General features: G+C 64.7%; 19 protein-coding genes. 7 read left to right on the forward strand and 12 right to left on the reverse strand.

The window, feature by feature from the left end; all coding sequences use genetic code 11:
- The first annotated feature begins 70 nt into the window (after positions 1 to 70).
- On the forward strand, positions 71 to 3,607 hold the full coding sequence (gene dnaE / locus ASH04_RS10190; RefSeq protein WP_057473417.1) for a DNA polymerase III subunit alpha: 3,537 nt from the start codon (positions 71 to 73) through the stop codon (positions 3,605 to 3,607).
- Here dnaE and ASH04_RS10195 read toward each other — a convergent pair.
- A complete protein-coding gene (locus ASH04_RS10195) occupies positions 3,578 to 3,847 on the reverse strand; it encodes a hypothetical protein (protein ID WP_057473418.1) in 270 nt (89 codons plus the stop codon). The genes dnaE and ASH04_RS10195 overlap by 30 nt on opposite strands.
- A 164-nt stretch (positions 3,848 to 4,011) precedes the next feature.
- Between ASH04_RS10195 and ASH04_RS10200 the strand changes: the two genes are divergently transcribed.
- On the forward strand, positions 4,012 to 4,446 hold the full coding sequence (locus ASH04_RS10200; protein ID WP_027497325.1) for a nitroreductase family deazaflavin-dependent oxidoreductase: 435 nt from the start codon (positions 4,012 to 4,014) through the stop codon (positions 4,444 to 4,446).
- A 69-nt stretch (positions 4,447 to 4,515) separates the two neighbouring features.
- Entirely contained in the window at positions 4,516 to 5,871 is a 1,356-nt protein-coding gene (ilvA, locus tag ASH04_RS10205; RefSeq protein WP_032370420.1) for a threonine ammonia-lyase IlvA, read from the forward strand.
- Between the two features lies 1 nt (position 5,872).
- On the opposite strand, the gene ASH04_RS10210 is transcribed toward ilvA, so the two are convergent.
- Positions 5,873 to 6,397, reverse strand: a complete 525-nt coding sequence (locus ASH04_RS10210; protein ID WP_027497323.1) for a TetR/AcrR family transcriptional regulator — start codon at positions 6,395 to 6,397, stop codon at positions 5,873 to 5,875.
- Between the two features lie 114 nt (positions 6,398 to 6,511).
- Here ASH04_RS10210 and ASH04_RS10215 point away from each other — a divergent pair, with 114 nt between their 5' ends.
- Complete coding sequence (locus ASH04_RS10215; protein ID WP_235579981.1) at positions 6,512 to 8,068, forward strand: MFS transporter; 1,557 nt, start codon at positions 6,512 to 6,514, stop codon at positions 8,066 to 8,068.
- Here the strand turns inward: ASH04_RS10215 and treZ are convergent.
- The 6 genes from treZ to ASH04_RS10245 form a co-directional block, all read right to left on the reverse strand.
- A complete protein-coding gene (gene treZ, locus ASH04_RS10220; protein ID WP_082519214.1) occupies positions 8,041 to 9,816 on the reverse strand; it encodes a malto-oligosyltrehalose trehalohydrolase in 1,776 nt (591 codons plus the stop codon). The genes ASH04_RS10215 and treZ overlap by 28 nt on opposite strands.
- A complete protein-coding gene (treY, locus tag ASH04_RS10225) occupies positions 9,813 to 12,188 on the reverse strand; it encodes a malto-oligosyltrehalose synthase (RefSeq protein ID WP_057473420.1) in 2,376 nt (791 codons plus the stop codon). Before treY ends, treZ begins: the two co-directional genes overlap by 4 nt.
- A gap of 3 nt (positions 12,189 to 12,191) precedes the next feature.
- Entirely contained in the window at positions 12,192 to 14,483 is a 2,292-nt protein-coding gene (gene glgX, locus ASH04_RS10230) for a glycogen debranching protein GlgX (protein ID WP_032387826.1), read from the reverse strand.
- A gap of 56 nt (positions 14,484 to 14,539) precedes the next feature.
- Positions 14,540 to 16,666, reverse strand: coding sequence for an acyltransferase family protein (locus ASH04_RS10235; RefSeq protein ID WP_032387825.1), 2,127 nt, complete (start codon positions 16,664 to 16,666; stop codon positions 14,540 to 14,542).
- Between the two features lie 237 nt (positions 16,667 to 16,903).
- On the reverse strand, positions 16,904 to 17,503 hold the full coding sequence (locus ASH04_RS10240) for a hypothetical protein (RefSeq protein ID WP_057473421.1): 600 nt from the start codon (positions 17,501 to 17,503) through the stop codon (positions 16,904 to 16,906).
- A complete protein-coding gene (locus ASH04_RS10245) occupies positions 17,500 to 18,300 on the reverse strand; it encodes a MerR family transcriptional regulator (protein WP_032387824.1) in 801 nt (266 codons plus the stop codon). Before ASH04_RS10245 ends, ASH04_RS10240 begins: the two co-directional genes overlap by 4 nt.
- A gap of 125 nt (positions 18,301 to 18,425) precedes the next feature.
- Between ASH04_RS10245 and ASH04_RS10250 the strand changes: the two genes are divergently transcribed.
- Complete coding sequence (locus ASH04_RS10250; RefSeq protein WP_162247525.1) at positions 18,426 to 19,310, forward strand: sensor domain-containing diguanylate cyclase; 885 nt, start codon at positions 18,426 to 18,428, stop codon at positions 19,308 to 19,310.
- A gap of 6 nt (positions 19,311 to 19,316) precedes the next feature.
- Here ASH04_RS10250 and ASH04_RS10255 read toward each other — a convergent pair whose 3' ends face one another.
- A complete protein-coding gene (locus tag ASH04_RS10255; RefSeq protein ID WP_032387822.1) occupies positions 19,317 to 19,913 on the reverse strand; it encodes a CHAP domain-containing protein in 597 nt (198 codons plus the stop codon).
- Positions 19,914 to 20,059: 146 nt separating this feature from the next.
- Between ASH04_RS10255 and ASH04_RS10260 the strand changes: the two genes are divergently transcribed.
- Together ASH04_RS10260 and ASH04_RS10265 are read left to right on the forward strand one after the other, a co-directional pair.
- Positions 20,060 to 20,749 carry an SIR2 family NAD-dependent protein deacylase gene (locus ASH04_RS10260; protein ID WP_235579989.1) on the forward strand — a complete coding sequence of 230 codons (690 nt, stop codon included), beginning with the start codon at positions 20,060 to 20,062 and terminating at the stop codon, positions 20,747 to 20,749.
- 57 nt (positions 20,750 to 20,806) lie between these two features.
- Entirely contained in the window at positions 20,807 to 21,112 is a 306-nt protein-coding gene (locus tag ASH04_RS10265; protein WP_032368087.1) for a hypothetical protein, read from the forward strand.
- On the opposite strand, the gene ASH04_RS10270 is transcribed toward ASH04_RS10265, so the two are convergent.
- The 3 genes from ASH04_RS10270 to ASH04_RS10280 are packed head-to-tail and all read right to left on the reverse strand — an operon-like array spanning position 21,109 to position 23,428.
- Positions 21,109 to 22,173 (reverse strand): ABC transporter permease, encoded by a 1,065-nt coding sequence (locus tag ASH04_RS10270; protein WP_057473424.1) that lies wholly within the window; start codon positions 22,171 to 22,173, stop codon positions 21,109 to 21,111. The two genes, ASH04_RS10265 and ASH04_RS10270, sit on opposite strands and share 4 nt — an antisense overlap.
- Complete coding sequence (locus ASH04_RS10275) at positions 22,173 to 23,030, reverse strand: ABC transporter ATP-binding protein (RefSeq protein ID WP_027497312.1); 858 nt, start codon at positions 23,028 to 23,030, stop codon at positions 22,173 to 22,175. The genes ASH04_RS10270 and ASH04_RS10275 overlap by 1 nt, the downstream gene beginning before the upstream one ends.
- The gene (locus ASH04_RS10280; protein ID WP_057473425.1) at positions 23,027 to 23,428 is read right to left on the reverse strand and encodes a GntR family transcriptional regulator; all 402 of its coding nucleotides are present in this window, start codon (positions 23,426 to 23,428) and stop codon (positions 23,027 to 23,029) included. The genes ASH04_RS10275 and ASH04_RS10280 overlap by 4 nt, the downstream gene beginning before the upstream one ends.
- Positions 23,429 to 23,615: the final 187 nt, after the last annotated feature.

Genomic DNA, 23,615 nt, shown 5'->3' on the forward strand with positions numbered 1-23,615 from the left:
CCACCGCCTAGAGTGGGTGCATTCGCGGCTCGTATTTTCGAAAACGCACGACCTTCAGGAGAGAACCTTCGTGGCCGATTCGTTCGTTCATCTGCACAACCACACCGAATATTCGATGCTCGACGGTGCCGCCAAGATCGGGGCCATGTTCGCCGAGGCGGCGCGGTTGGAGATGACGGCGGTCGGCATGACCGACCACGGCAACATGTACGGAGCCAGCGAGTTCTACAACGAGGCCAAGAAGGCCGGCATCAAGCCGATCATCGGTATCGAGGCCTACATCGCTCCCGAATCCCGATTCAACAAGAAGCGCGTGCTGTGGGGCGATCGAAGCCAGAAGTCCGACGACGTCTCCGGTAGCGGTGCGTACACGCACATGACGATGGTGGCGGAGAACGCGACCGGCGTTCGCAACCTGTTCAAGCTGTCCTCGCTCGCGTCCATCGAGGGTCAACTCGGCAAGTGGGCCCGCATGGACGAGGAGATCATCGCTTCGCACGCGGAGGGCATCATCGCCACCACCGGATGCCCGTCCGGTGAGGTTCAGACGCGCCTACGTCTGGGCCAGGACCGCGAAGCCCTCGAGGCCGCGGCCAAGTGGCAGGAGATCTGGGGCCCGGACAACTTCTTCCTCGAGTTGATGGACCACGGTCTGTCCATCGAGCGGCGAGTCCGAGAGGGCCTGCTCGACATCGGCAAGAAGCTGTCCATTCCGCCGTTGGCCACCAACGACTGCCACTACGTCACCAAGGACGCCGCCGAGAACCACGAGGCTCTGCTGTGCATCCAGACCGGTAAGACGCTCAGCGATCCCACTCGTTTCAAGTTCGACGGCGACGGCTACTACCTCAAGTCCGCCGCCGAGATGCGTGCTCTCTGGGACGACGAGGTACCCGGTGCCTGCGACAGCACGCTCCTCATCGCCGAGCGAGTCCAGCCCTACGACGAGGTGTGGGCGCACCGCGACCGGATGCCCATCTTCCCGGTTCCCGAGGGATACACGCAGGGAACGTGGCTGCGGCACGAGGTCATGACCGGACTCGAACGTCGGTTCCCCGACGGTCCGGCCGAGGATTACCTCGCGCGAGCGGAGTACGAGATCAAGGTGATCCTGGAGATGGGCTTCCCGGCCTACTTCCTCGTGGTCGGCGACCTCATCAACCACGCGAAAGCGGTCGGCATCCGCGTCGGACCGGGCCGTGGTTCCGCCGCCGGATCCCTGGTTGCCTACGCCATGGGCATCACCAACATCGATCCGCTCCCGCACGGATTGCTCTTCGAGCGATTCCTCAACCCCGAGCGCGTCTCGATGCCCGATATCGATATCGACTTCGACGATCGTCGTCGCGGTGAGATGGTGCGCTACGCCACGGAGAAGTGGGGTAGCGACCGGGTTGCGCAGGTCATCACCTTCGGCACCATCAAGACCAAGGCTGCCATCAAGGACTCCGCACGTGTGCAGTTCGGCCAGCCCGGTTTCGGCATCGCCGATCAGATCACCAAGGCCCTGCCGCCGCCCATCATGGCCAAGGACATCTCGGTGGCCGGCATCACCGATCCGTCGCACGAGCGCTACAAGGAGGCCGTCGAGGTCCGAGCGCTCATCGACTCCAACCCCGACGTGGCCACGATCTACAAGACGGCCAAGGGCCTCGAAGGCCTGATCCGCAACGCGGGCGTACACGCCTGCGCGGTCATCATGTCCTCGGAGCCGCTCACCGACGCCATCCCGGTGTGGAAGCGCGCCCAGGACGGCGCGATCATCACCGGCTGGGACTACCCGTCGTGCGAGGCCATCGGCCTGCTGAAGATGGACTTCCTCGGTCTGCGAAACCTCACGGTCATCGGCGACGCGATCGACAACATCAAGGCCAATCGCGGCATCGACATCGATCTCGACGCGTTGCCGCTCGACGATCCGGCGACCTTCGAATTGCTTTCTCGCGGAGACACTCTCGGTGTTTTCCAGCTCGACGGCAGCGCGATGCGAGACCTGCTGCGCCGCATGCAGCCCACCGGTTTCGAGGACATCGTCGCCGTGCTCGCGCTGTACCGCCCGGGTCCGATGGGCATGAACTCGCACAATGACTACGCCGACCGCAAGAACGGGCGGCAGGAGGTCAAGCCGATTCACCCCGAGCTCGAAGAGCCGCTCAAGGTGATTCTCGGCGAGACGTACGGCCTGGTGGTCTACCAGGAGCAGATCATGCAGCTCGCGCAGAAGGTCGCCGGGTACACCCTGGGTCAGGCCGACCTGCTGCGTCGTGCCATGGGAAAGAAGAAGCTCTCCGAGCTCGAGAAGGCCTACGCCGGATTCCGGCAGGGCATGTTGGACAACGGCTTCTCCGAGGCCGCCATCAAGGCGCTGTGGGACACCGTGCTCCCGTTCGCCGGCTACGCGTTCAACAAATCGCACTCGGCCGGCTACGGCCTGGTCTCGTACTGGACGGCGTACCTCAAGGCCAACTACCCGGCCGAATACATGGCCGGCCTGCTCACCAGTGTCGGTGACGACAAGGACAAGGCCGCGATCTACCTGGCCGACTGCCGCAAGCTCGGCATCACGGTGCTGCCACCGGACGTCAACGAATCCGAGCTCAACTTCGCATCGGTGGGCAAGGACATCCGGTTCGGTCTCGGCGCGGTGCGCAACGTCGGCACGAACGTGGTCGCATCGATCATCAGAGCGCGGTCGGAGAAGTCCAAATACACGGATTTCTCGGACTACCTGGGCAAGATCGACGCGATCGCGTGCAGCAAGAAGGTCACCGAATCTCTCATCAAGGCAGGCGCTTTCGACTCTCTCGATCATCCGCGCAAGGGTCTGATGTTGATCCATGCCGACGCGATCGATGCGGTGATGGGCACCAAGAAGGCCGAGGCGATCGGACAGTTCGATCTGTTCGGCGGTGAGGACGCCGACGAGTCCATTTCCTCGGTGTTCAACGTCCGCGTGCCGGACGAGGAGTGGGAGTCCAAGCACCGTCTGGCCCTCGAGCGCGAGATGCTCGGTCTCTACGTGTCCGGCCACCCGCTGCTCGGTGTCGAGCACATGTTGGCCGCGAAGTCCGACTGCAACATCCCGACGATCCTCGAAGGGGACATCAAGGACGGCACTCAGGTCACCGTCGGCGGAATTCTGGCCTCGGTGAACCGGCGGATCAACAAGAACGGTCTGACGTGGGCGTCGGCTCAGCTCGAGGACCTTGCCGGCGGCATCGAGGTGCTGTTCTTCCCACAGGCCTACTCGGTGTTCGGTGCCGACGTCACCGAGGACTCGGTGGTGCTCGTCAAGGGGCGCGTGTCGGTGCGTGACGACCGGGTGTCGTTGATTGCGAACGATCTTGCGGTGCCGGATCTTTCGGCGATCGGTATCGACAAGCCGCTCGCGGTGAGTTTGCCGACGCGACTGTGCACGGCCGACAAGGTCGGCGCACTCAAGCGGGTGTTGATCAGCCACCCGGGGACCTCGGACGTCCATCTACGTTTGGTCAGTGGCGACAAGATCACCACGATGAAGCTCGACGACAGTCTGCGGGTGACGCCGACGTCGGCGCTGATGGGAGACCTGAAGGCGCTACTGGGGCCCGGCTGCCTGACGGGGTGAGCCGGTCCGGGCGGGGTGGACCTCGGTCAATCGGAGAGTCCACCACGCGGCGACTGCGACTGCCGCGCCGCCGAGGACGGCTGCCTGCAGTGATCCGACCAGCGCGAGGGTGGCGACGAATACGACGAGCCCGATCGCCAATGACTCGAGCTTGTACAGAGGCCAATCGACGCCGGCGACATCGACCGTGCGCAGGACGGGGACAGTTCGACGGCTCACCTGGTTGCTCGTGTAGGTCATCGCGTCCTCCTCGGGTACGCCCGTCCGGTTCGATGATTCGGGTGTCCGGCGGGTGAAGTTCAGACTATACCCACGCAAAGATTCGGTCCACCGAACTCACGGTTCCGACCTGCGACGACCGAGATTCGGTGGCGTCCCGGCGGCCGTGGGTGTTGACTGAAACCATGCCATTGACAGGAGAATACGAACCGAGTTCATCCGACTGGGCCCGCAAGCAGGCCGAGCTGTACGAGAACTCCGGCGGAACCGAAGGCACGACGATGAACGGGATGCCGGTCGTGCTGCTGACCACCAAGGGAAACAAGAGCGGGAAGCTGCGCAAGTCGCCGTTGATGCGGGTGGAACACGATGGGGAGTACGCCATCGTGGCCTCCCTCGGCGGTGCGCCGAAGCATCCCGTCTGGTACTTCAACGTCAAAGCCGAGCCGCTGGTGGAGCTGCAGGACGGACCCGAAAAGCATGATTACGTCGCTCGGGAGGTAACCGGCGACGAGAAAGCCGTGTGGTGGGAGCGTTCGGTCGCGGTCTACCCCGATTACGCGGATTACCAGAAGAAGACAGACCGGGAGATCCCGGTGTTCGTCCTCGCTCGCGCCTGAGCGCGATCGGCCTGCCCGTGGAACGGTCCCGAGTGGGTGACCGTTCCACGCTGGTGGCAGCATGTGCTGGTGTCTTCATCACCTGAGCTCGCCTCCCAGCACCCCTCGTCGGTAGCCGTCACCGCGGCCGACATCGATGCAGCTGCGATGCGAATTTCCTCGGTGGTCGCCGCGACACCCCTGCAGTTGTGCGAGCGCCTGTCGGCAGAGACCGGAGCGACGGTCTACCTCAAACGGGAAGACCTGCAGATCGTCCGCTCGTACAAGATCCGCGGTGCCTACAACCTGATGGATCAGCTGACCGAGGCCGAGCGCAGCGTCGGCGTGGTCACGGCGAGTGCCGGTAACCACGCGCAGGGGGTGGCATTCGCCTGTCGGTCCATGCAGGTGCGAGGTCGGATCTACGTGCCGGCCAACACCCCCAAGCAGAAGCGTGACCGAATCAGGGTGCACGGAGGCGACTTCGTGGAGCTCATCGTCATCGGCGACACGTTCGACGCCGCAGCTGCCGCGGCTGCCGCGGATGTGGCCCGTACCGGTGCCACCATGGTCCCGCCGTTCGACGATCCACGAACGGTGGCGGGCCAAGGGACGATCGCCAAGGAAATCGTCGATCAGCTCGGCGGCGCACCCGATGTGGTGGTGATGCCCGTCGGCGGGGGCGGCTGCATCGCGGGTATCTCGAGCTACCTGCGTGAGCGCGCTCCGCAGACATCGTTGGTCGGCGTCGAACCATCCGGTGCTGCGTCGATGACCGCTGCGTTGATCGCCGGTGAGCCGGTGACGCTGTCGGATATCGATCCGTTCGTCGACGGGGCGGCGGTCCGGCGCATCGGCGATGTTCCGTACGCGGCGCTGCAGTCGTTGGGCGCGACGGTGGTGTCCCATGCATCGTTGCCCCTGATCACCGCGCCGGTGTTCGAAAGTTCCGGCCCCGGTGCGTTCCTGATCACCCAGATAGACGAGGGCGCGGTCTGTACCGCAATGCTCGAGCTGTACCAGAACGAAGGGGTCATCGCCGAGCCCGCAGGCGCATTGGCGGTCGCCGCGCTCGAGCACCTCGACATCGCACCGGGAAGTACCGTCGTGTGCCTGGTGTCCGGGGGAAACAACGACGTCTCACGGTACGGCGAGATTCTCGAACGATCGCTCGTCCACCTCGGCCTCAAGCACTACTTCCTCGTGGACTTTCCGCAGGAGCCCGGCGCACTGCGTCGGTTTCTCGACGAGGTACTCGGGCCCGAGGACGACATCACCCTGTTCGAGTACGTCAAGCGAAACAACCGGGAGACCGGTGCCGCGCTCGTCGGCATCCAACTCGGTGCGGCGCACGGCCTTTCGGCCCTCCTCGAACGTATGCGGTCCTCGCACCTTCAGGTGGAGCAGCTGGAGCCGGGTTCGCCGGTCTACCGCTACTTGACCTGAGTCACCGACCCAGCAGGCGGTCGACCACCCGCTTGTGCAGTTCGGGGTCGACGGCGGGCAGGTCGAGGACGGCTCCGAGGTATATCCCGTCGCCGACGAGTCGGATGATCTCGGCCTGCACCGGATCGTCGATCTCGGTACGTAAGCCCTCGTCCCACTGCTGCATCATGTCCGTGACGGCGTCCTGCACCTCACCGGAGTTGCCGTCGACGCTGCGCAGTGCCGCCAGCGTGGAGCGGTAGAGCGCGATTTCCTTCTCCGAAATGCAATCGGGTGGTTGCAGATACCACTCCGCCACGGAGGTGCCACCTGCGCCGGCGTCGGCTCTCTGCTGATCGGCCTGAACGGCGAGTCGTCGGACCATGGCAGCGACCAGCGCGTCCTTGGTCTTGAAGTGGTACAGCAAGCCGCCCTTCGATACCCCGGCGGCGGCAGCGACGCTGTCCAGGGTCACTTTGGTCATGCCGTGTTCGAGGAGCAGCGTCTCGAGCGAATCCAGAATTCGGTCGCGTGTGTCAGATGACATGGAACTCACTTTACCGGCTGGACGGTTCGAGGTAGTCTTCAGTGCTGTACCGGCTGGACGGTTGGTATTGAAGATGTGCCCGGTCGCGGACCGGGCGGGCGAAATGGAGTCATGGTGAGCGACGTGCGGACCGGTGCGGTGCACGAGATCGACGGCGGATCGGCCTCCAGGGCCACCGCGCGCGACTGGCTCGGGTTGGTGGTGCTCGCGTTTGCCGTCCTTCTCATCGCGGTCGATGGAACCGTGCTCGATCTCGCCCTGCCGTTCATCAGCGCCGATCTGGCACCGTCGAGCAATCAGCTGCTGTGGATCATCGACGTGTACTCGTTCGTACTGGCCGGCTTGCTCATCACGATGGGCACGCTCGGTGACCGGATCGGTCGGCGTCGCCTACTGCTGATCGGAGCCGCGGGCTTCGGAATCGCCTCTCTCGTTGCGGCTGTCTCGACCAGCCCGGAGATGCTCATCGCGGCGCGAGTTCTGCAGGGTATCTCCGGCGCGACCTTGATGCCCGCCACTCTCGGCTTGATTCGCACGATCTTCCTCGATCCGCGCCAACGGGTGACGGCTATCGGCGTCTGGGGCGCCATGGCGGGCGGCGGCGCGGCCGCCGGTCCGCTCGTGGGCGGCTGGTTGCTCGAGCACTTCTGGTGGGGCTCGGTGTTTCTCATCAACATTCCCGTCATGATCGCGCTGATCGCGCTGGGGCCGTTGGTGATTCCCGAGTCCAAGGATCCGAACCCGGGCCGTTTCGACCTCCCCAGCTCGGCGTTGTCGATGCTCGCTATCGTTCCGATCGTGTTCGCGGTCAAGGAGATCGCAGCGCACGGCCTTCACCCGGCCTACGTGGTCTCCGCCGTCGTCGGCATGATCGCCGGTGTGGTGTTCGTGCGGCGGCAGCGAATTCTGGACGCCCCGATGATCGACATCCGGCTGTTCGCCAACCGTGCCTTCTCGACGGGTGTGGCGACGAACTTCCTGTCCGTGTTCGCACTCGCCGGCGTGCTGTTCTTCGGTTCGCAGTACCTGCAGCTCGTCCTGGGCAACAGCCCGCTCGAAGCCGGACTGCTGTTGCTGCCGGGCACGGCCGCCAGCATCGTGACCTCATTGCTCGCGGCGGTTCTGGTTCGGTACTTCACCGCAGGCACGGTCCTCGGCGCAGGCATGATCGCTGCCGCTGCGGGCGCGGGCATCCTGGTCGGTCTCGGTACCGACACCAGCCCGGCGTTGTTCATCGCCGGATTCGTCCTGGTGGGTGCCGGCGTCGGCTTCGCGCTCACTCTGACGTCCGACCTGGTGGTCAGCGCCGTCGAACCCGAACGAGCCGGGGCTGCGTCCGCGGTGTCGGAAACCGCGTACGAGCTGGGCATCGCGCTGGGAGTGGCGATCCTCGGCACGGTCGTCATGGCCATCTTCCGACGCGGCATCGATACCTCGCAGCTCACACCCGAGCTCGGTGCCAGAGCAGCCGAAACGCTCGGCGGCGCCGACGCGGTGGCCCGTGAACTACCGGACTCGGTGGCGACGGTCCTCCTGGACTCCGCGCACACCGCGTTCGTCTCGGGCATGCACGTTGCGGCCGTCGCCACCGCGGTGGTCCTTGCGGTCACCGCCGTGTTCGTGCTGGTGAACCTACGGGTTCGTCAGGATTCGAGTACCGCGAAGGAGTGACCGGGAACCGTGGTGGCAGACCCGGTGTCGTTCGAGGTCGTCGGCTCCCACTCGAGCAGTGTGGAGCCGCCGACCGGCACCGTCACCGCGGACTCGGACAGATTGCACACCACGCTGACGCTGCCGCGGCGAATCGCGATCCACTGGGCGTCCTCGTCGTACTCGACCTTGACGTGGTCGAGCCACGGGTCGGTCAGTTCGGTCCGCTCGCGGCGCAGGGCCAGTAGGTCTCGATAGACGGCCAACAGTCGGGCATGGTCGCCGTCGCCCAGTTCCGACCAATTCAATTTCGATCGTGTGAACGTCTCGGGATCCTGTGGGTCGGGGATGTCGCTCTTGTCCCACCCGTGTTCGGCGAACTCGGCTTTGCGTCCTTCCGCCGTGGCCTTGCCGAGCTCGGGTTCGGGGTGCGAGGTGAAGAACTGGAACGGAGTCGACGCTCCCCATTCCTCGCCCATGAACAGCATCGGAGTGTAGGGCGAGGTGAGTACCAGAGCTGCCTTGATCGCGAGCTGTCCGGGGGAGAGGTAGAAGCCGGGGCGATCTCCGATCGCACGGTTACCGACTTGATCATGGGTGGTCGTGTAGGCCACCAGAGAGCTGGCGGGAATGCGGCGGGTGTCCAATGGTCGCCCGTGGATTCGGCCGCGGAAGCTGGAGTACGTTCCGGCATGAAAGAAGCCCTGCCGCACCGTGTTCGCCAGGCCCTGCAACGACCCGAAGTCGCCGTAGTAGCCCTGCCGTTCGCCGGAGACCGCAGCATGGATCGCGTGGTGAATGTCGTCGTCCCACTGTGCGTCGAGTCCGTAGCCGCCACCCGACCGCGCCGTGATCAGCGACGGATCGTTCAGGTCGCTCTCGGCGATCAGAGTGAGTGGACGGCCGAGATGCGCTGACAGGGTGCGCGTTTCGATCGAGAGCTGCTCGAGGAGATGCACAGCGGTGTGGTCGACGATGGCGTGCACCGCGTCGAGACGCAACGCGTCGATGTGGAACTCGGAGAACCAGCGCAACGCGTTGTCCAGGGCGTAGCGCCGCACCTCGCCCGAGTCTGCATCGGCATAGTTGATCGCCTGGCCCCAGCTGTTGGCCCCTTCGGTCATGTAGGGACCGAAGCGTTCCAGGTAGTTGCCGGACGGGCCGAGATGGTTGTAGACGACGTCGAGAACGACACCGATCCCGCGGCCGTGGCATGCATCGACCAAGCGCTGCAACCCTTCCGGGCCACCGTAGGCCTCGTGCACGGTGTACCAGAGGACGCCGTCGTAGCCCCAGTTGTGCACGCCGTTGAATCCGTTGACCGGCATGATCTCGACGAAAGATACGCCGAGGTCGACGAGGTGATCGAGCTTGTCGATCGCCGCGTCGAACGTTCCCTCGCGAGTGAAGGTGCCGATGTGGAGTTCGTAGATCGACGATCCGGGGAGTTGACGACCGGTCCATGCGGAATCGGTCCACAACGACGGATCGACCTCGAACACCTGGGACAATTCGTGCACACCGTCGGGTTGCCGAGGCGAGCGTGGATCCGGCAGCGCCTTCTCGGCGTCGTCGAGGAGGAATCCGTAGCGACTGTCCGCGGCGGCGGCCACCTCTGCTCGCCACCAGCCGTCCGAGGATTGCTCCATGTCGTGGACCGCGTCGTCCAGTTGCAGCCGTACTCGTTCCGGGGTCGGTGCCCATACTGCGAATTCACGGGTGGTGGCCGAAGATGTCGTGGCCGGGGATGTAGTGGTCGAGGATGTCATCGTGCTGACTCTCCTTCGTTGTCGCGCACCAGAAGTGCAACCGGCAGGGAGGCGAACAGCTCGGCGACCGCAACGGTCCCGCTGTGTTCGACGTCGGTGATGCGGTCGCGCCACCGACCGTTGGGCAGCGTCACGGTCGTCTCGCCCCACCCTTTCTCGGCCACACCGAGGGACAGCCTCGTGGCCAGCGCAACCACATCGGAGTTGCCGGGCAACGGACCTCGGGCAAATCCGACGACATGCTCGGCCGCGGCCCCGTCCGCGACGATCGGCGTGTAACTACCGCCGACGAAGCTCGCAGGCCGTTCGCGTCGTACCGTCAGCGCGGAACGAACCACGGCCAATTTCGCAGCACCGGTATCGACCGACGGCGCGGATCCGTTCAGTCCGGCCAGAACGGACCGGCGTACCGAGTAGTCGACGGGTCTGCGGTTGTCGGGGTCGACGAGCGAGTCCTCCCACAACTCGGTGCCCTGATACACATCCGGGATTCCGGGACCGACGAGTGTGAGCAACTTCTGCCCGAGTGCATCGGAGTGTCCATGGGGCGAAAGCTTTTCGACGAGCATCGTCATCGAACGCGCCACCGGACCGTCCATGATCGCGTCGAGCCACGTGTGTACGGCAGTCTCGAACTCCTCGTCCGGATCGGTCCACGTGGTACGGAGAGCGGCCTCGCGAATGGCCTTCTCGGCGTAGGCGTGTAGCCGTTCCCGCAGGGTCGAGGTGATCACCCCGTCGACCGGCCAGACACCGAAGACGTTCTGCCACAAGAACATCCCTGTGGTGCCGTCGGGGCTCGGGGCCAGCTCCTCCCAATCGGCGATCGACCGGGCCCACAGCTCCGGCGTCTGCGAGAGCACGCCGATACGCGCCCGCACGTCCTCACCGCGTTTGGTGTCGTGTGTGGACAGTGTCGTCATCGCGGCGGGCCAGCGCTTCGCGCGGTCGGCGTTCTTCAGATGGAAGTACGCTGGGCTGCAACCGAACCGAGCGGGATCGCCGCCGACCTCCTGCAGCGAGATCAACCGGTTGGCGCGGTAGAACAGGCAGTCCTCGACGCCCTTGGCCGTGACGGCACCGCACACCTGATCGAAACGCACGGGGGATTCGGTACCGGCGATCAGGGCGGTTGTCAGAGCGTCGAGACCGCCGGCCAGTTCCGGCTGCTCTTCACCGATGGCGGCGACGACACCCGGAAGCACACCGGCCAGCGGCGCGTAGTCGGTGCGGTACACCGGAACTGCGGCAACAACGGCGACGATGGCGTCGATCACCGATTCGAGCTCGATGGAGGTACCCGATTCACGAACCACGGCGCGGGCGAGGCGTCGCACCTCGGGGGACAGGTCGCCGCGCGCGACAGCGGTCTTGAGATCGAGTTCTGTCTCGTGCAACGTCTCGTCGTCGTAGGCGATGCCGGAGCGCACCTGGGACAGTGCGGTCAGTGCCGGCGCCCCTTCCGGGTCGACGAATATCCCGCCCACGGCCGCCAACGCGTCGTACCCTGTCGTGCCGTCGACGGGCAGCGACTCGTCCAACGGTTCGCCGTCGGCCAAGATCTTCTCGATCACCAGCCAGCGGTCGGGACCGAGCAGCCCGCGCAGTTCGGTCAGATATCCGGCAGGATCGGCCAAGCCGTCGGGGTGATCGACGCGCAAACCGTCGATCAGCCCGTCCTCGATCCAGCTCGCCACCTGGCGATGCGAGTCGGTGAAGACGTCGAGGTCTTCCTGCCGGACACCGGCCAGGCCGTTCACCGAGAAGAAGCGCCGGTAGCCGATCAGCCCGGCGGACCAACTGACGAGGCGGTAGGCCTGACGGTCGTGCACGGCCTGGGCGTCGTCGCCGTCGGTACCGTCGGCGATGGGGAAGCGGTGCTCGTAGAACGCCAGTAGAGGCTCGTCCTCGGAGCGGTCGACGGTGAGCTCGGCGACATCGCTCGCGCTGCCGAGCACGGGGATGGCGATCTTGCCGTCCACTCCGTTGTCGGCTGCGAAGTCGATGTCGAAGTAGGTGGCGAACTCCGAGTCACGACCGCGCCGCAGAACGTCCCACCACCACGCGTTCTGTCGTGGATCCTCCACCCCGACGTGGTTGGGGACGATGTCGACGATGATCCCCATGCCCACCTCGGCAGCCCGAGAGTGCAAGCGGGTCAATGCATCTCGCCCGCCGAGGGCGGCGGAGACGGTCGAGGTGTCGGTGACGTCGTACCCGTGCGTCGAACCGTCGGTTGCGGTCAGTATCGGCGAGAGATAGAGATGGCTCACTCCGAGGTCGTGCAGGTAGTCGACCACGTCCGAGGCGTCGGCCAGGGTGAAGGCATCGCCCCGCAGTTGTAACCGGTATGTGCTGGTGGGCAGCGGCATGAGTCAGGCAGTCTTTCGTAGAACGAGTAGGGATCGAGCGGTGACCTCCACCGGTGTACCCGCTTCGATCGATTTCTCACCCGCTCCCGTGCGCGCTGCCGTATCGAGGGCGACCGTCCATTCCTTGGCGTAGTTTCCGTCCGGGGTGACGAATTCGATCGTCTCGTGATGTGCGTTGAAGCACAACAGGAACGAGTCGTCGACCACCCGCTCCCCGCGCTGATTCGGCTCGGGAATGCCCTCACCGTTGAGGAACACGGTGAGCGATTTGCCGAAACCGCTGTCCCAGTCCTCGGGAGTCATCTCCTCGCCTGCGGGGGTGAGCCAGGCGATGTCACGTGCCTGTTCGCCCGATCGGATGGGCCTGCCCTCGAAGAATCGGCGACGGCGAAACACCGGGTGCTCGTTGCGCAGCGCAATTGCGTTGCGGGTGAACTCGATCAGGTCGGCGTTGGTCTCGGCCAGGGACCAATCCATCCACGCCAGTTCCGAATCCTGGCAGTAGACGTTGTTGTTGCCCTGCTGAGTTCGGCCGAGTTCGTCGCCGTGCGCGATCATCGGCGTGCCTTGGCTGAGCAGCAGCGTGGCCATGATGTTGCGAATCTGGCGGGCACGCAGATCGAGGATCTCGGGATCGTCGGTCGGACCTTCGACGCCGCAGTTCCACGACCGGTTGTGGCTCTCGCCGTCGTTGTTGTCCTCGCCGTTGGCCTCGTTGTGCTTGTCGTTGTACGAGACCAGGTCGTTGAGGGTGAAGCCGTCGTGTGCGATGACGAAGTTGATGCTGGCACCGGGGCGACGGCCCGTCGCCTCGTAGAGATCCGACGATCCGGTCAGACGCGACGCGAACTCGCCCAGCGTCGCGGGCTCACCGCGCCAGTAGTCGCGAACGGTGTCGCGGTACTTGCCGTTCCACTCGGTCCACAGACCGGGGAAGTTGCCCACCTGGTATCCGCCCTCGCCGACATCCCACGGCTCGGCGATCAGCTTCACCTGGCTCACGACCGGGTCCTGTTGCACCAGATCGAAGAACGCGCTCAACCGATCCACGTCGTGCAGTTCACGGGCCAGGGTGGATGCGAGGTCGAATCTGAATCCGTCGACGTGCATCTCGGTGACCCAGTAGCGCAGCGAGTCCATGATGAGCTGCAGCGTGTGCGGGTGTCGAGCATTGAGACTGTTGCCCGTCCCGGTGTAGTCCATGTAGTGCTCGAGATCGCCGTCGACCAGTCGGTAGTAGGCCGCGTTGTCGATGCCGCGGAAGCTGATGGTGGGGCCCATGTGGTTTCCCTCGGCGGTGTGGTTGTAGACCACGTCGAGGATCACCTCGATGCCGGCGGCGTGGAACGAACGGACCATCGCCTTGAATTCGGTCACCGCGGCACCGGGCGACTGATGCGAGGAATACTCCGCATGAGGCGCGAGGAATCCGAAGGTGTTGTAGCCCCAGTAGTTTCGCAGTCCCTTGTCCAGAAGTACCTGGTCCTGCATGAACTGGTGCACCGGCATCAGCTCGATCGCGGTGACGCCCAGGTGCTGCAGATGCTCGATGATCACCGGATGTGCCAGACCGGCATAGGTGCCGCGCTCGGCCTCGGGGATGTCCGGATGGGTGATCGTCATGCCCTTGACGTGGGCCTCGTAGATCACCGTCTCGTGATACGGCCTCTTCGGCGCGCGGTCGGCCTGCCAGTCGAAGAAGGGGTTGATGACCACGGTGGTCATCGTGTGCCCCAGCGAATCGTGCTGGGGGAAATCGTTGTTCGGCTCGTCGTCGTGGGCGATCGGGGCCTCGTCGACGATTTCGCCGTCCGGATCGGCAAGATCCGCCGCGTCCTCGAACCGGCCGTCGGCGTCGAGTGGATCCGCGGCTGCGGAGTCCGTGGACTCCACGGGCTCGGGTTCGGCGGCCGGGATGTCGATGTTGTAGGAGAAGAGCGATCGGTCTCCGTCGAACGACCCCTCGAATGCTTTTCCGTAAGGATCGACCAGCAACTTGCTGGGATCACAACGATGTCCGGCAGCCGGATCCCACGGCCCGTGGACGCGGTAGCCGTAGCGTTGTCCCGGCACGACCGTGGGCAGGTACGCGTGCCACACGTAGCCGTCGGACTCCTCGAAACGAATACGAGTTTCGGTACCGTCCTCGGCGATCAGGCACAGGTCCACGGCCTCGGCGACCTCGGAGAACAAGGCGAAGTTGGTTCCTGCTCCGTCGTAGGTCGCTCCCAGTGGATAAGGGGATCCCGGCCATACGGCGATGGCGGGCGTGTCGTCGGAGGCGTCGTGCAGCATGGATCAACCCTACTGTGACCGGTGGGACCAGGCTTACCGAGCGCGAGCCGTTCCGCTCACGGTCCGGCCCACCAGCCGGTCGCAGATCCGAGCTGCCGGCCGAGCTCGGTGGTCAGGGTTCGCACGTAGGTGGCGGTCAGATGATGCTCGTCGCGATAGATCAGTACGTTCCCCTGCTCGACGCGACAGACGGTGTCGTCGCACACCGCGTCCGAGAGGTCGAGGGCGGAGAATCCGCTCAGCTGGAACGAGGACGCCAGAGCGGGGTTGACCGAGTCGAGCGCCTCGTCTCGCGGGATGCCGCACGAGGTGGCCGAGCCGCCGTCGGCCAGGCAGTCGATGGCTCGATACGCGAGCCACGGGGTGTCCCTGATACCGAGGACGCCGACACCGTCGGCGATCAACTGCTGCCAGACCGAGACGTACCAGGGCGGGGTGAAGTCGCCGGGGAAGTCGTCGCGGGGCCGGGTGGCCGTGGTGAACACGTATTCCGGTTGCATCGATGCGACGTCGTCGAGCACGGTCCGGGTCCAATCCAGACAATCCGGGTACTCGTTCTGCCCGAGCATCGGCATCGTGTCCAGGCTGAGCGGGCACCCCATCTTCACGAACGTGACCACCTTGAAGCCGTGCCGCCGCCCCAAAGTGTCGAGAGCGGTCACCCAGTGCTCGGCGTGTGAGCTCCCCGCCAGCACGATCGTTCGGGCCGCATCGACGTCGCCGTAGGTACAGGACAGCGCGTCGCGAGTCTCGAAATCCGCGATGCAGCCCTCGAGGGTGGTGACGGGAAGATCCTCGGGAGCGGAGTACAGGGGAGGCGTCATCTCGGCCGGTTCGACGCGAATGCCGTCGGTCAATTCCAGCGCCCCCGGGTGCGTGGCTTCGTCGACCGATTCGTCGGCCTGCACGGCCGAGATCGATCGTTCGATGTAGGCGTTCCAGCCGACCGAACCGGCTGTCACCGCCACGGCAGCAACGAGGGCGACGGCCGTGACTGCGATGCGGCCGGGAGTGAATGTGGTGGCCTGCGTGGGACGCTCCACGAAGCGGACGGTGAGCCACGCGAGTGCGACCGATGCACCGACGATGCCGAGTCCGCCGGGTATGTCCGCGTGGGTCCTGCCGGTGGCCGACAGGTAGAAGATCAACAGCGGCCAGTGCCACAGGTACAACGGAAACGCGATCGAGCCGACCCAGGCGAAGAACCGGTTGGACAACGTCGCGGCGACCACGGTGTTCGAGCCTCCGATGATCAGCGCCACAGTGGCCAGTACCGGAATCAGCGCCAGGGGACCGGGGAACGCGGTCACGCCGTCCACCACGAATCCACAGACGACGATGACGAACATCGCACCGGCGGCGAGCGCGCCCCGGGCGGTCGATCCCAGCCGACTCACGCGGGCATCGGCCCCGGTGTTTCTGCCGGCGAATGCCGCGAACGTGGCCGCGACCGCCGCACCGAGCATGATCTCCCAGAGTCGCGCGCCCGTGTCGTAGTAGTTCCACGCCTGATGGCGTCGAGCACCGTCCGCTGCATACACGAACGACAACACCGCGATGACGGCGAAGATCACGGCGAAGGTCTGTGGTCGCAGACTTCGCGGTCCCTCCGGTCGCATCGTGCGCAGAATCCACGCCAGACCGAACACGACGGCAATCGCGAGCAGATAGAACTGGAATTGCACCGCGACGGACCACAGGTGCTGGACCGGGCTCACCGAGGGGTCGGCCGCCAGGTAGTCGTTGGCCGTCGTCGCCAACTGCCAGTTCACGAAGAAGAAGACACCGGAGACGAGTTGGTCGCCCACGTCGGCCCAGCGGGTCCTCGGTAGCAGGAACACCGACGCGGCCGCTACCGCCAACAGGGTGAGCGCGAGCGGCGGTCCGAGTCTGCGGAGCACGCGAACGATGCGGGTGATCGGGTTCAGGCTCGCACCGGCCTCGGCCGATCGAAGCAACGACGCAGTGAAGAAGAAGCCGGACAGCGTGAGGAAGACATCGACTCCGCCCGACACCCGACCCATCCAGATGTGGAACACGACCACCAGAGCGATGGCGACACCACGCAGGCCGTTCAAATCCTGGCGCTGTGGCGGTCGCGGCACGACGGGAGCCGACACCGAACTCGGGGCCGCGGAATCGGTTGCCGATTCGTGATCGGTGCCGCTCGGGTGTACCTGCATGAAAGGGGAATGGCTCCGGCTGTCGATCGACCACTGGTCGGGCGGTCACGGTCGGTGGTGTTCGTCTCGGAAGCTGCTCGGCAGACGCCGAGGTTCGTCGCAAACAAGAAGACGTTCTGAGCAAACAATACGTGTACGCGCGGTGACGCACTCCTCGGAGTCCGTACTGCGGTGCCGGTCCCAGCTCGTCGCCGGTTTCTCACAGCGTGGTCTCACCGGTCCCGCAGCAGTTCGGGTTCACATCCCACCGTCGGCCGGAACCGAGGACAACGCGGCGACCAGGGCCACGGGATCGTCCACGTACACGCCGATGGACGTCGCGGTGCCCTCGACCCGCCACCGACGTAGGGGTGCGGGTACGACGACTGTGGTGCGGGTCGACAACGTGATGTCGACGTTCGTGCCGTCCTGGTTCGGTAACACGGCTCGGTCGTCGCGGACAGTGGGAGCCACCACGCCGAACCGGCGATGGAGTCGGGCCGAAACGATCGTCGATCTCTCCACCGTGGTGACGACCTCGCCGGAGGTGCGCAGGACGAGTGCTTCGGGTGTGAGGACATGGGGGTGCACCCGGCCGACGGCTGTGGCCGACGCCAGCAGAACGATCGATACGACCGAGAGCGCACCGAGCACGATATCGAGCCACAGCCACGGCACCAAGAGATGCACGACGACTATCTCGACGACCGAGGCCACACCGAACATCAACGGCATCGAACCCGTTCCGCGCACTGCGGTGAACTCGGCAGAGTCGGCCGCGATCGGTGCGTGGCGGCCGCGTCCCCACAACAGCAGTGCGTGCCATCTGCCGACCCGGGCACCCCGATCCGGGGTCACTGTGATGTTCCTGCCGGATGCGCACCGTCGAGCAGACGAGCTGTGGTGCGGAGGACGACGGCGCGTTGGGCCGCGTCGGGAACGATGTCTTCGATGTCGAGCAACCCGGTCGAGTCGCTCCCGAGCGCAGCGGACTCGCGCACCTGAGCGAAGGACTCGACATCGAGTACGGACACCAACTCGTCGGCCAACGCGTCGATGTCGTGCTCGGATTCGGCGACGCTTCGGCCCTCGAGGGCACCGAAGCGTCGTAGCAACACCAGGTATCTCCGACGTAGGTCGTGATCGCCGAGCGCGGCGGACATCGTCTCGAAGAATGCCGCCGGGACGCGGCCCGAAATTGCCATCACTTCGAGTAGATCGCGTTCGCGGATCAGCGCGGGCCGGTCCCGTTCGTCCGCTGCATCGAGCAAGGACCCGAACGTCGCGGCAACATCTCGTGGGAGCGCGGTCAGAGGACGCCGTTCGACAGCGTCGTCGAGCAACGCCGACAAGCGACTGTGCTTGTGTGCCAATGCCGTCTGCTCGGTCTCGATGCCGGCCAGCAAGGCTCGCAGGTCCGCGACCACGTCGGGCTCGTCCGTCGCTTTTCCGTCGAGCACTGCCGCTATCGCGCCCAGCGGCATTCCGCACTCGGCCAACCATCGGATTCGCATCAGCCGAACGACGTCGTCGATCGTGTACTCGCGGTAGCCGTTGGACAGCCGCCGAGGCTCGGAGAGCAAGCCGAGTCGGTGGTAGTGGCGCACCGTCCGCGGGGTCGTTCCGGCGGCATCGGCGAGGGATCCGATTCTCATGCTTCCAGTGTGAACGTTGACGTAGCGTCAAGGTCAAGACCGATCGCTGGATACTGTTCGGGCCCCCACGACGGCGTATCGTCGGTGTGTCGTGTGAATCGATGTGGCTCGCACCGTTCGAGGAAGTGAACCGGACAATCATGGTCGACGCCGATCGCTGGTATCGGGAGATGTTCGAGGCCAGCACGGTCGGAATGGCACTCGCCGACGAACACGGACTGCTGTTACTCGCGAACGAGGCGTATGCGGCAATCGTGGGGTGCCCAAGGGATCTACTGTGGGGCCGATCCTCCCGTGAATTCACCCACCCCGACGACCTGGACCAACACGCGGCGATGGAACAGATGATGGACGACGCCGAGGCCCGTGGTGAATCCGTACACGTCGAGAAGCGATACCTGCATCCCGACGGCACAGTGCGGTGGGGTTGGGTGTCGGCCAGCGAGGTCCCCGGCCCGGACGGCCGACGATGGACCATGGCGGTGGTCCACGACGTCACCGACCGGCGGCGGTTGGAGGACGACCTACGGGAGGCTGCGCTGACCGATCCCTTGACCGGGCTGCTCAATCGGCGCGGTTGGCGAGATCGGTTGTCTCAGTTGACGACTCCGCGCGGAGTCGAGGTGTCGCTGGCCATGGCGATGATCGATTTCGATCGCTTCAAGTCGTTCAACGACAAGTACGGACACGGCCGCGGCGATCGCCTGTTGGTCCAGTTCTCCACTGCCGCAATGCAGTTGCTTGCAGGACGAGCGTATGTCGCCAGGTGGGGCGGGGAGGAATTCGCCATCGCGATGCCCGATACCGGGTCGACGACGATGGCAACCGTGCTGACCGAACTCGCAGCCGTCGTTCCGGACGAGCAGACATTCTCCGCCGGTTACACGACATTGCGTCCGGGGGAATCCCTCTACGACTGTTTCGACCGAGCAGACCTGTTGCTGTACAGAGCGAAGAGAGACGGAGGGGCGCGATCACTCGGCGACCGTTCCAGCACCCCGTTGCAATGACGGCCTTCAGGATGCCAATCGGCCGAATCCGACTACACCCGAGTCGGATTCGTAATTCAGAGTGTGAATCCTGATCTTGCCGGCTTCGTTCCCGCCCACGGTGACGGCCTCGCTGCCGTCGACAGCCACGATGACGTTGGTGTGTTGGCCGACCCAACTGCTGTTGTCGTACAACACCACATCACCCACCGACGGCGTGTAGTTGCCTACGGTCTCGAATCGTCCCTCTTGCTGGTAGTACTCCTGCAGCGTGTAGACGCCGGGAATGCGCCACGAACCAGAGTTGGGATTCGACAACGGCATACCCGCTTCCTTCATGATCCAGCTGACGAAGTCGGCGCACCAGGCCTCGTCCACGCCCTCTGCATAGAAGGTTCCCGGACGCTGCTTCTCGTGCTCGACTCGCAGCAGGTCAACCACACGGGCTTGGTCGACGGTCAACTCGGAGCTGTTCACCTCGGGGAACGATTCGGTGTCCCACGGTAGATAGCGACTCGGGGCGAGCCACAGAACACCGACGGCCACCACCACGACCACAGCGGTGACCGCTGCGGTCCACAGGGGCCAGCGTCGCCGCGTACGGGTATCGGTGTCGATGCTCATGCCCACACGGTAGCGCGTGAGCGAACACCGGTTGGCACAATAGCTGTGTGACCCATTCGCACGAGCAGACGGTCGACGCCGTTCCACAACCCATCGTGGACGCCGCACGATCGGCGTCGCGCATCGTCGTTCTGACCGGGGCCGGCATGTCGGCCGAATCCGGAATTGCAACGTTTCGCGACGCCCGGACCGGTCTGTGGCAGGACTTCGATCCGAAGGACCTCGCCAGTCCCGAGGGTTGGCTCGCCGACAGCGACCTCGTGTGGGGTTGGTACCGGTGGCGTGCAGCATTGGTTCGTCGTTCCGAACCCAACGCCGGTCACCGCGCCGTCGCGCAATGGCAGCAGCAAGCGCAGGTGGACATCGCCACGCAGAACGTCGACGATCTGCACGAACGAGCCGGATCCACAGTGCTCGCACACGTACACGGAAGCCTCTTCGAGCCGTACTGCAGCGAGTGTGGAGTGCGCGCGGAACTCGACGACACCGACATTCTGGACGACGGCATTCTGATCGACGCAGATCAGCGTGTTCCGCCGCCGGACTGTCCCCGGTGCGGCGGACTCATCCGTCCTGGGGCCGTGTGGTTCGGCGAATCGCTGCCCGAACAGGCGTGGGAAGCAGCCGAGAATTCTGTGCGCGCTGCAGATCTGGTGCTCGTGGTCGGTACGTCGGGCGTGGTGTACCCGTTCGCCGGACTGCCCGCCGTCGCACGCAGTGCGGGCGCAACCGTGGTCGAGATCAACCCGGTCGAGACCGAGGTATCCGACATGGCCGACCACCGATGGCGCACAACGGCCGCGGTGGGTCTGCCACTGCTGGTCGCACAATTGTGAACGGACGGGCGGCACGCGAACTACCCTGATCACACCATCGACTTCGAGGAGGCCGAGATGGCGGAGTACTGGTTGCTCGTGTGCGCCCTCGCGTGTTCGTCCGTCGGTGCGTGGTGGGCAACCTCGGATCCGACATCCCGACGCGTTCGCCGAATCGAATTTCTCGCCTGGATCCTCGGCATCGTCGGCGCGGTCACCCTGGCCGATCAGCTGGGGGTGTCCAGGCCGTGGTCCACTGCTGCACTCGTAGTCGGAATCATGGTTCTGGTCCTCGGCCTCCCCGCCCTCGTGGCCACTGTGATCAGAAAATCGGAAACCGCTCGGGATTCCAGCGCAGAGGTAGCTGCGGCAGACCTGCCCTAGGGACGCAGCCTGCGCAGCAGCAGGAGTGACACGCCGCCGAGAAGCCCGGCAACCACCAACGACAACGCCGACTCGATCGCCTGGAACCGCCAGAACGATCTGTCCTCGTGATAGCGCGTCTCGTAGGCCTCGGCACCCTGATCCCGAATGCACTGGATCTCGATGTTGCGACGTTCCACGCTCTGGCGGTCGGAGTACTCCTCGTACTCGGCGACAGTCTCGAATTCGCTCAGATCCCTGTAGTTCTGGGTCCAATTGCAGTCCATCAAGTCGACGGACACCGGGCTGCCGTTGCTGTCGACGTAGTCCGCAGAGAATTCCCATCGCGGGAACAAGCTGATCGAGTCGCCTGGCCTGTAGTCCGGAGTACCGCCGTACATGTCGTCGACCTTCTGTTCCACCGATACTCGTTCGACCTGTGGAGTCGCATAGTGCTCGCGAAACTGCGTCGGCAGCAGCGCCAGGAATGCAGTCGACACGATGACGGTCGTGATCATCGCAGCGATCGTGTTCCGCATCGCGAGTGCGCATGCCGAACCGACCATCAATCCGACGGCCGTGTACGCGCCTGCGACGAATCCCGTGGCTCCGAAGATGGGAAAGTCCAACCGCGATGCGCTCGACCCCGCGAAGGACATGGCGAAGGTATCGGGTGCAGTGTTGTACTTGGCTGCGAACAGCACGCATCCGAGCACCGTCATCGCCCCGACGATCGGTGCGAACACGACGAGAATGCGCACGCTGTACCACCGTCGTCGGCTCACGGATTGAGTCAGACCGAGTACATGGGTGCGACGTTCGAGATCGCGGGAGAAGACGGTCACCCCGACGAATGCCCCCAGGACGACGGGCAAGACGATCGCCGAAAGTATTGCTATCGTCTGCATGTTTCCGACGGCACAGTCGGACGAATCGAAGGATCGGCAACTCTGCAGATACGGTGACGGAATCACACCACCGCCGATCACCGTGACGGCAATGGTGATCGCAGCCAACAGAAGTGGCGTCAACACCCCGAACAGGATGGTCGCGCGAAATTGTCTCCAAGTCACCCAGATCATCAGGTGGTCTCCGTTCCGAGGTGGGCGAGTACGACGTCGTCGAGGGTGGCGTTCTCGACTGTCCACCCCGGTGGTGTCGTTGTCGGTTGTTTGCCCTGTACGACGAATGTTGTTGCCCCGGAACCGAACACCTCGGACACGATGGTGCCGTCCTCGACCGTCGGGTCGGCGTCGGAGCTGCCGGCGAGCAGGTAGTGGTCGGCGGTGATGGCGTCGAGGTCCCCGTCGAGTCGCATTCGCCCACCGCGTAGCAGCAACAGCCGGTCGGCGACGTCGACGAGCTCGGACAGTACGTGTGAGGACAGCACGATCGTCGTACCGTTCTCGGCTGCATCGCGCATCAGGGTGCGTGCCACCGCCCTGCGAGCGACCGGATCGAGATCGGCAAGCGGCTCGTCGAGCAGCAGTACTTCGGGTCGACGCCCGAGTGCCAGTGCGAGGGCAATCCGCGTGCGGTGGCCGGGGGAGAGGGACTTGACCCGAGCGGAGGTGGCGATTCCGGCGGCGTCGACGATTTCCTTCGCGTACGCATCGTCCCAGTGCGAGTTCGTGTTTCGGCCGAATCGCAGCAGTTCGGCGACGGTGAAGTGTGGGTACAGGGGCTTGTGCTGCGCCAGATAGGACAGGCCGGGCGAGATTCCGCGTTGGGTAACGCCCTCACCCAGAACCCGAATGGTTCCGCTGTCCGGTGTCAGCAGGCCGACGGCCAGCGACAGCAGCGTCGACTTTCCGGCACCGTTGGAGCCGACCAACGCTGTGACGCTTCCTCTTTCGACTGCGAACGAGCATCCGTCGAGGACGGTCTTCCTGCGAAACGATTTGGCCACCTCGTCCATGGTGAGCACCGCGTCGGTCATGTTTCGTCTCTTTCGGTTCGGTCGAATTGCTTGTCGAGTGCGGCGGTGACGATGGCTTCGAGGTCAGGTCTGTCCAGTCCTGCGGCCGTGCAGTGTCGGATCCAGCGGTCGAGTTCGGTCTCGAGCGCCGATCGTTCGGCCATGCCGGGTTTTGCGAGCGAGGCGACGACGAACGTCCCGGAACCGGTTCGTGGTTGGACCAGCCCGTCGCGTTCGAGTTCTCGGTACGCCTTGAGGACGGTGTTGGGATTGATGGCCAGCGCCGTGACCACTTCTTTTGCTGTCGGCAGTCGGTCACCGACAACGAGTGTTCCCAGTCGCAGGGCCTGTTTGGTCTGCAGTATCAGTTGGACATAGGTGGGAATGCCGGACTGACGATCGATACGGTAGGCGATCACCAGAAGCCTTTCACTAGTTGATTAGTGGAAGACGTTAATACGTACCCCTCGGTTTGTCCATGCTCTGTTCGGATCTCGATATTCGGAGGGCGATCACTGCGTTCGTGACGGCTGGGGGATGCGCCGCCATCTCCGACCCGCAGCAGGCCCGAGACTTCTTCGCCCAGGGCCAGTCCTACTACCGCTC

Origin of the sequence: Rhodococcus sp. Leaf233, from assembly GCF_001426165.1 — a bacterium.
In the GTDB taxonomy this organism is placed as follows: domain Bacteria; phylum Actinomycetota; class Actinomycetes; order Mycobacteriales; family Mycobacteriaceae; genus Rhodococcoides; species Rhodococcoides fascians.

Coding starts and splice junctions, on each gene's coding strand:
- ASH04_RS10235 (WP_032387825.1), bottom strand. CDS start 16,666: ATGCAGGTACACCCGAGCGGCACCGATCACGAATCGGCAACCGATTCC.
- glgX (WP_032387826.1), bottom strand. CDS start 14,483: ATGCTGCACGACGCCTCCGACGACACGCCCGCCATCGCCGTATGGCCG.
- ASH04_RS10195 (WP_057473418.1), bottom strand. CDS start 3,847: ATGACCTACACGAGCAACCAGGTGAGCCGTCGAACTGTCCCCGTCCTG.
- ASH04_RS10245 (WP_032387824.1), bottom strand. CDS start 18,300: ATGAGAATCGGATCCCTCGCCGATGCCGCCGGAACGACCCCGCGGACG.
- treZ (WP_082519214.1), bottom strand. CDS start 9,816: ATGACATCCTCGACCACTACATCCCCGGCCACGACATCTTCGGCCACC.
- ASH04_RS10255 (WP_032387822.1), bottom strand. CDS start 19,913: ATGAGCATCGACACCGATACCCGTACGCGGCGACGCTGGCCCCTGTGG.
- ASH04_RS10210 (WP_027497323.1), bottom strand. CDS start 6,397: ATGTCATCTGACACACGCGACCGAATTCTGGATTCGCTCGAGACGCTG.
- ASH04_RS10200 (WP_027497325.1), top strand. CDS start 4,012: ATGCCATTGACAGGAGAATACGAACCGAGTTCATCCGACTGGGCCCGC.
- ASH04_RS10270 (WP_057473424.1), bottom strand. CDS start 22,173: ATGATCTGGGTGACTTGGAGACAATTTCGCGCGACCATCCTGTTCGGG.
- ASH04_RS10265 (WP_032368087.1), top strand. CDS start 20,807: ATGGCGGAGTACTGGTTGCTCGTGTGCGCCCTCGCGTGTTCGTCCGTC.
- ASH04_RS10260 (WP_235579989.1), top strand. CDS start 20,060: ATGTCGGCCGAATCCGGAATTGCAACGTTTCGCGACGCCCGGACCGGT.
- treY (WP_057473420.1), bottom strand. CDS start 12,188: ATGCCGCTGCCCACCAGCACATACCGGTTACAACTGCGGGGCGATGCC.
- ASH04_RS10275 (WP_027497312.1), bottom strand. CDS start 23,030: ATGACCGACGCGGTGCTCACCATGGACGAGGTGGCCAAATCGTTTCGC.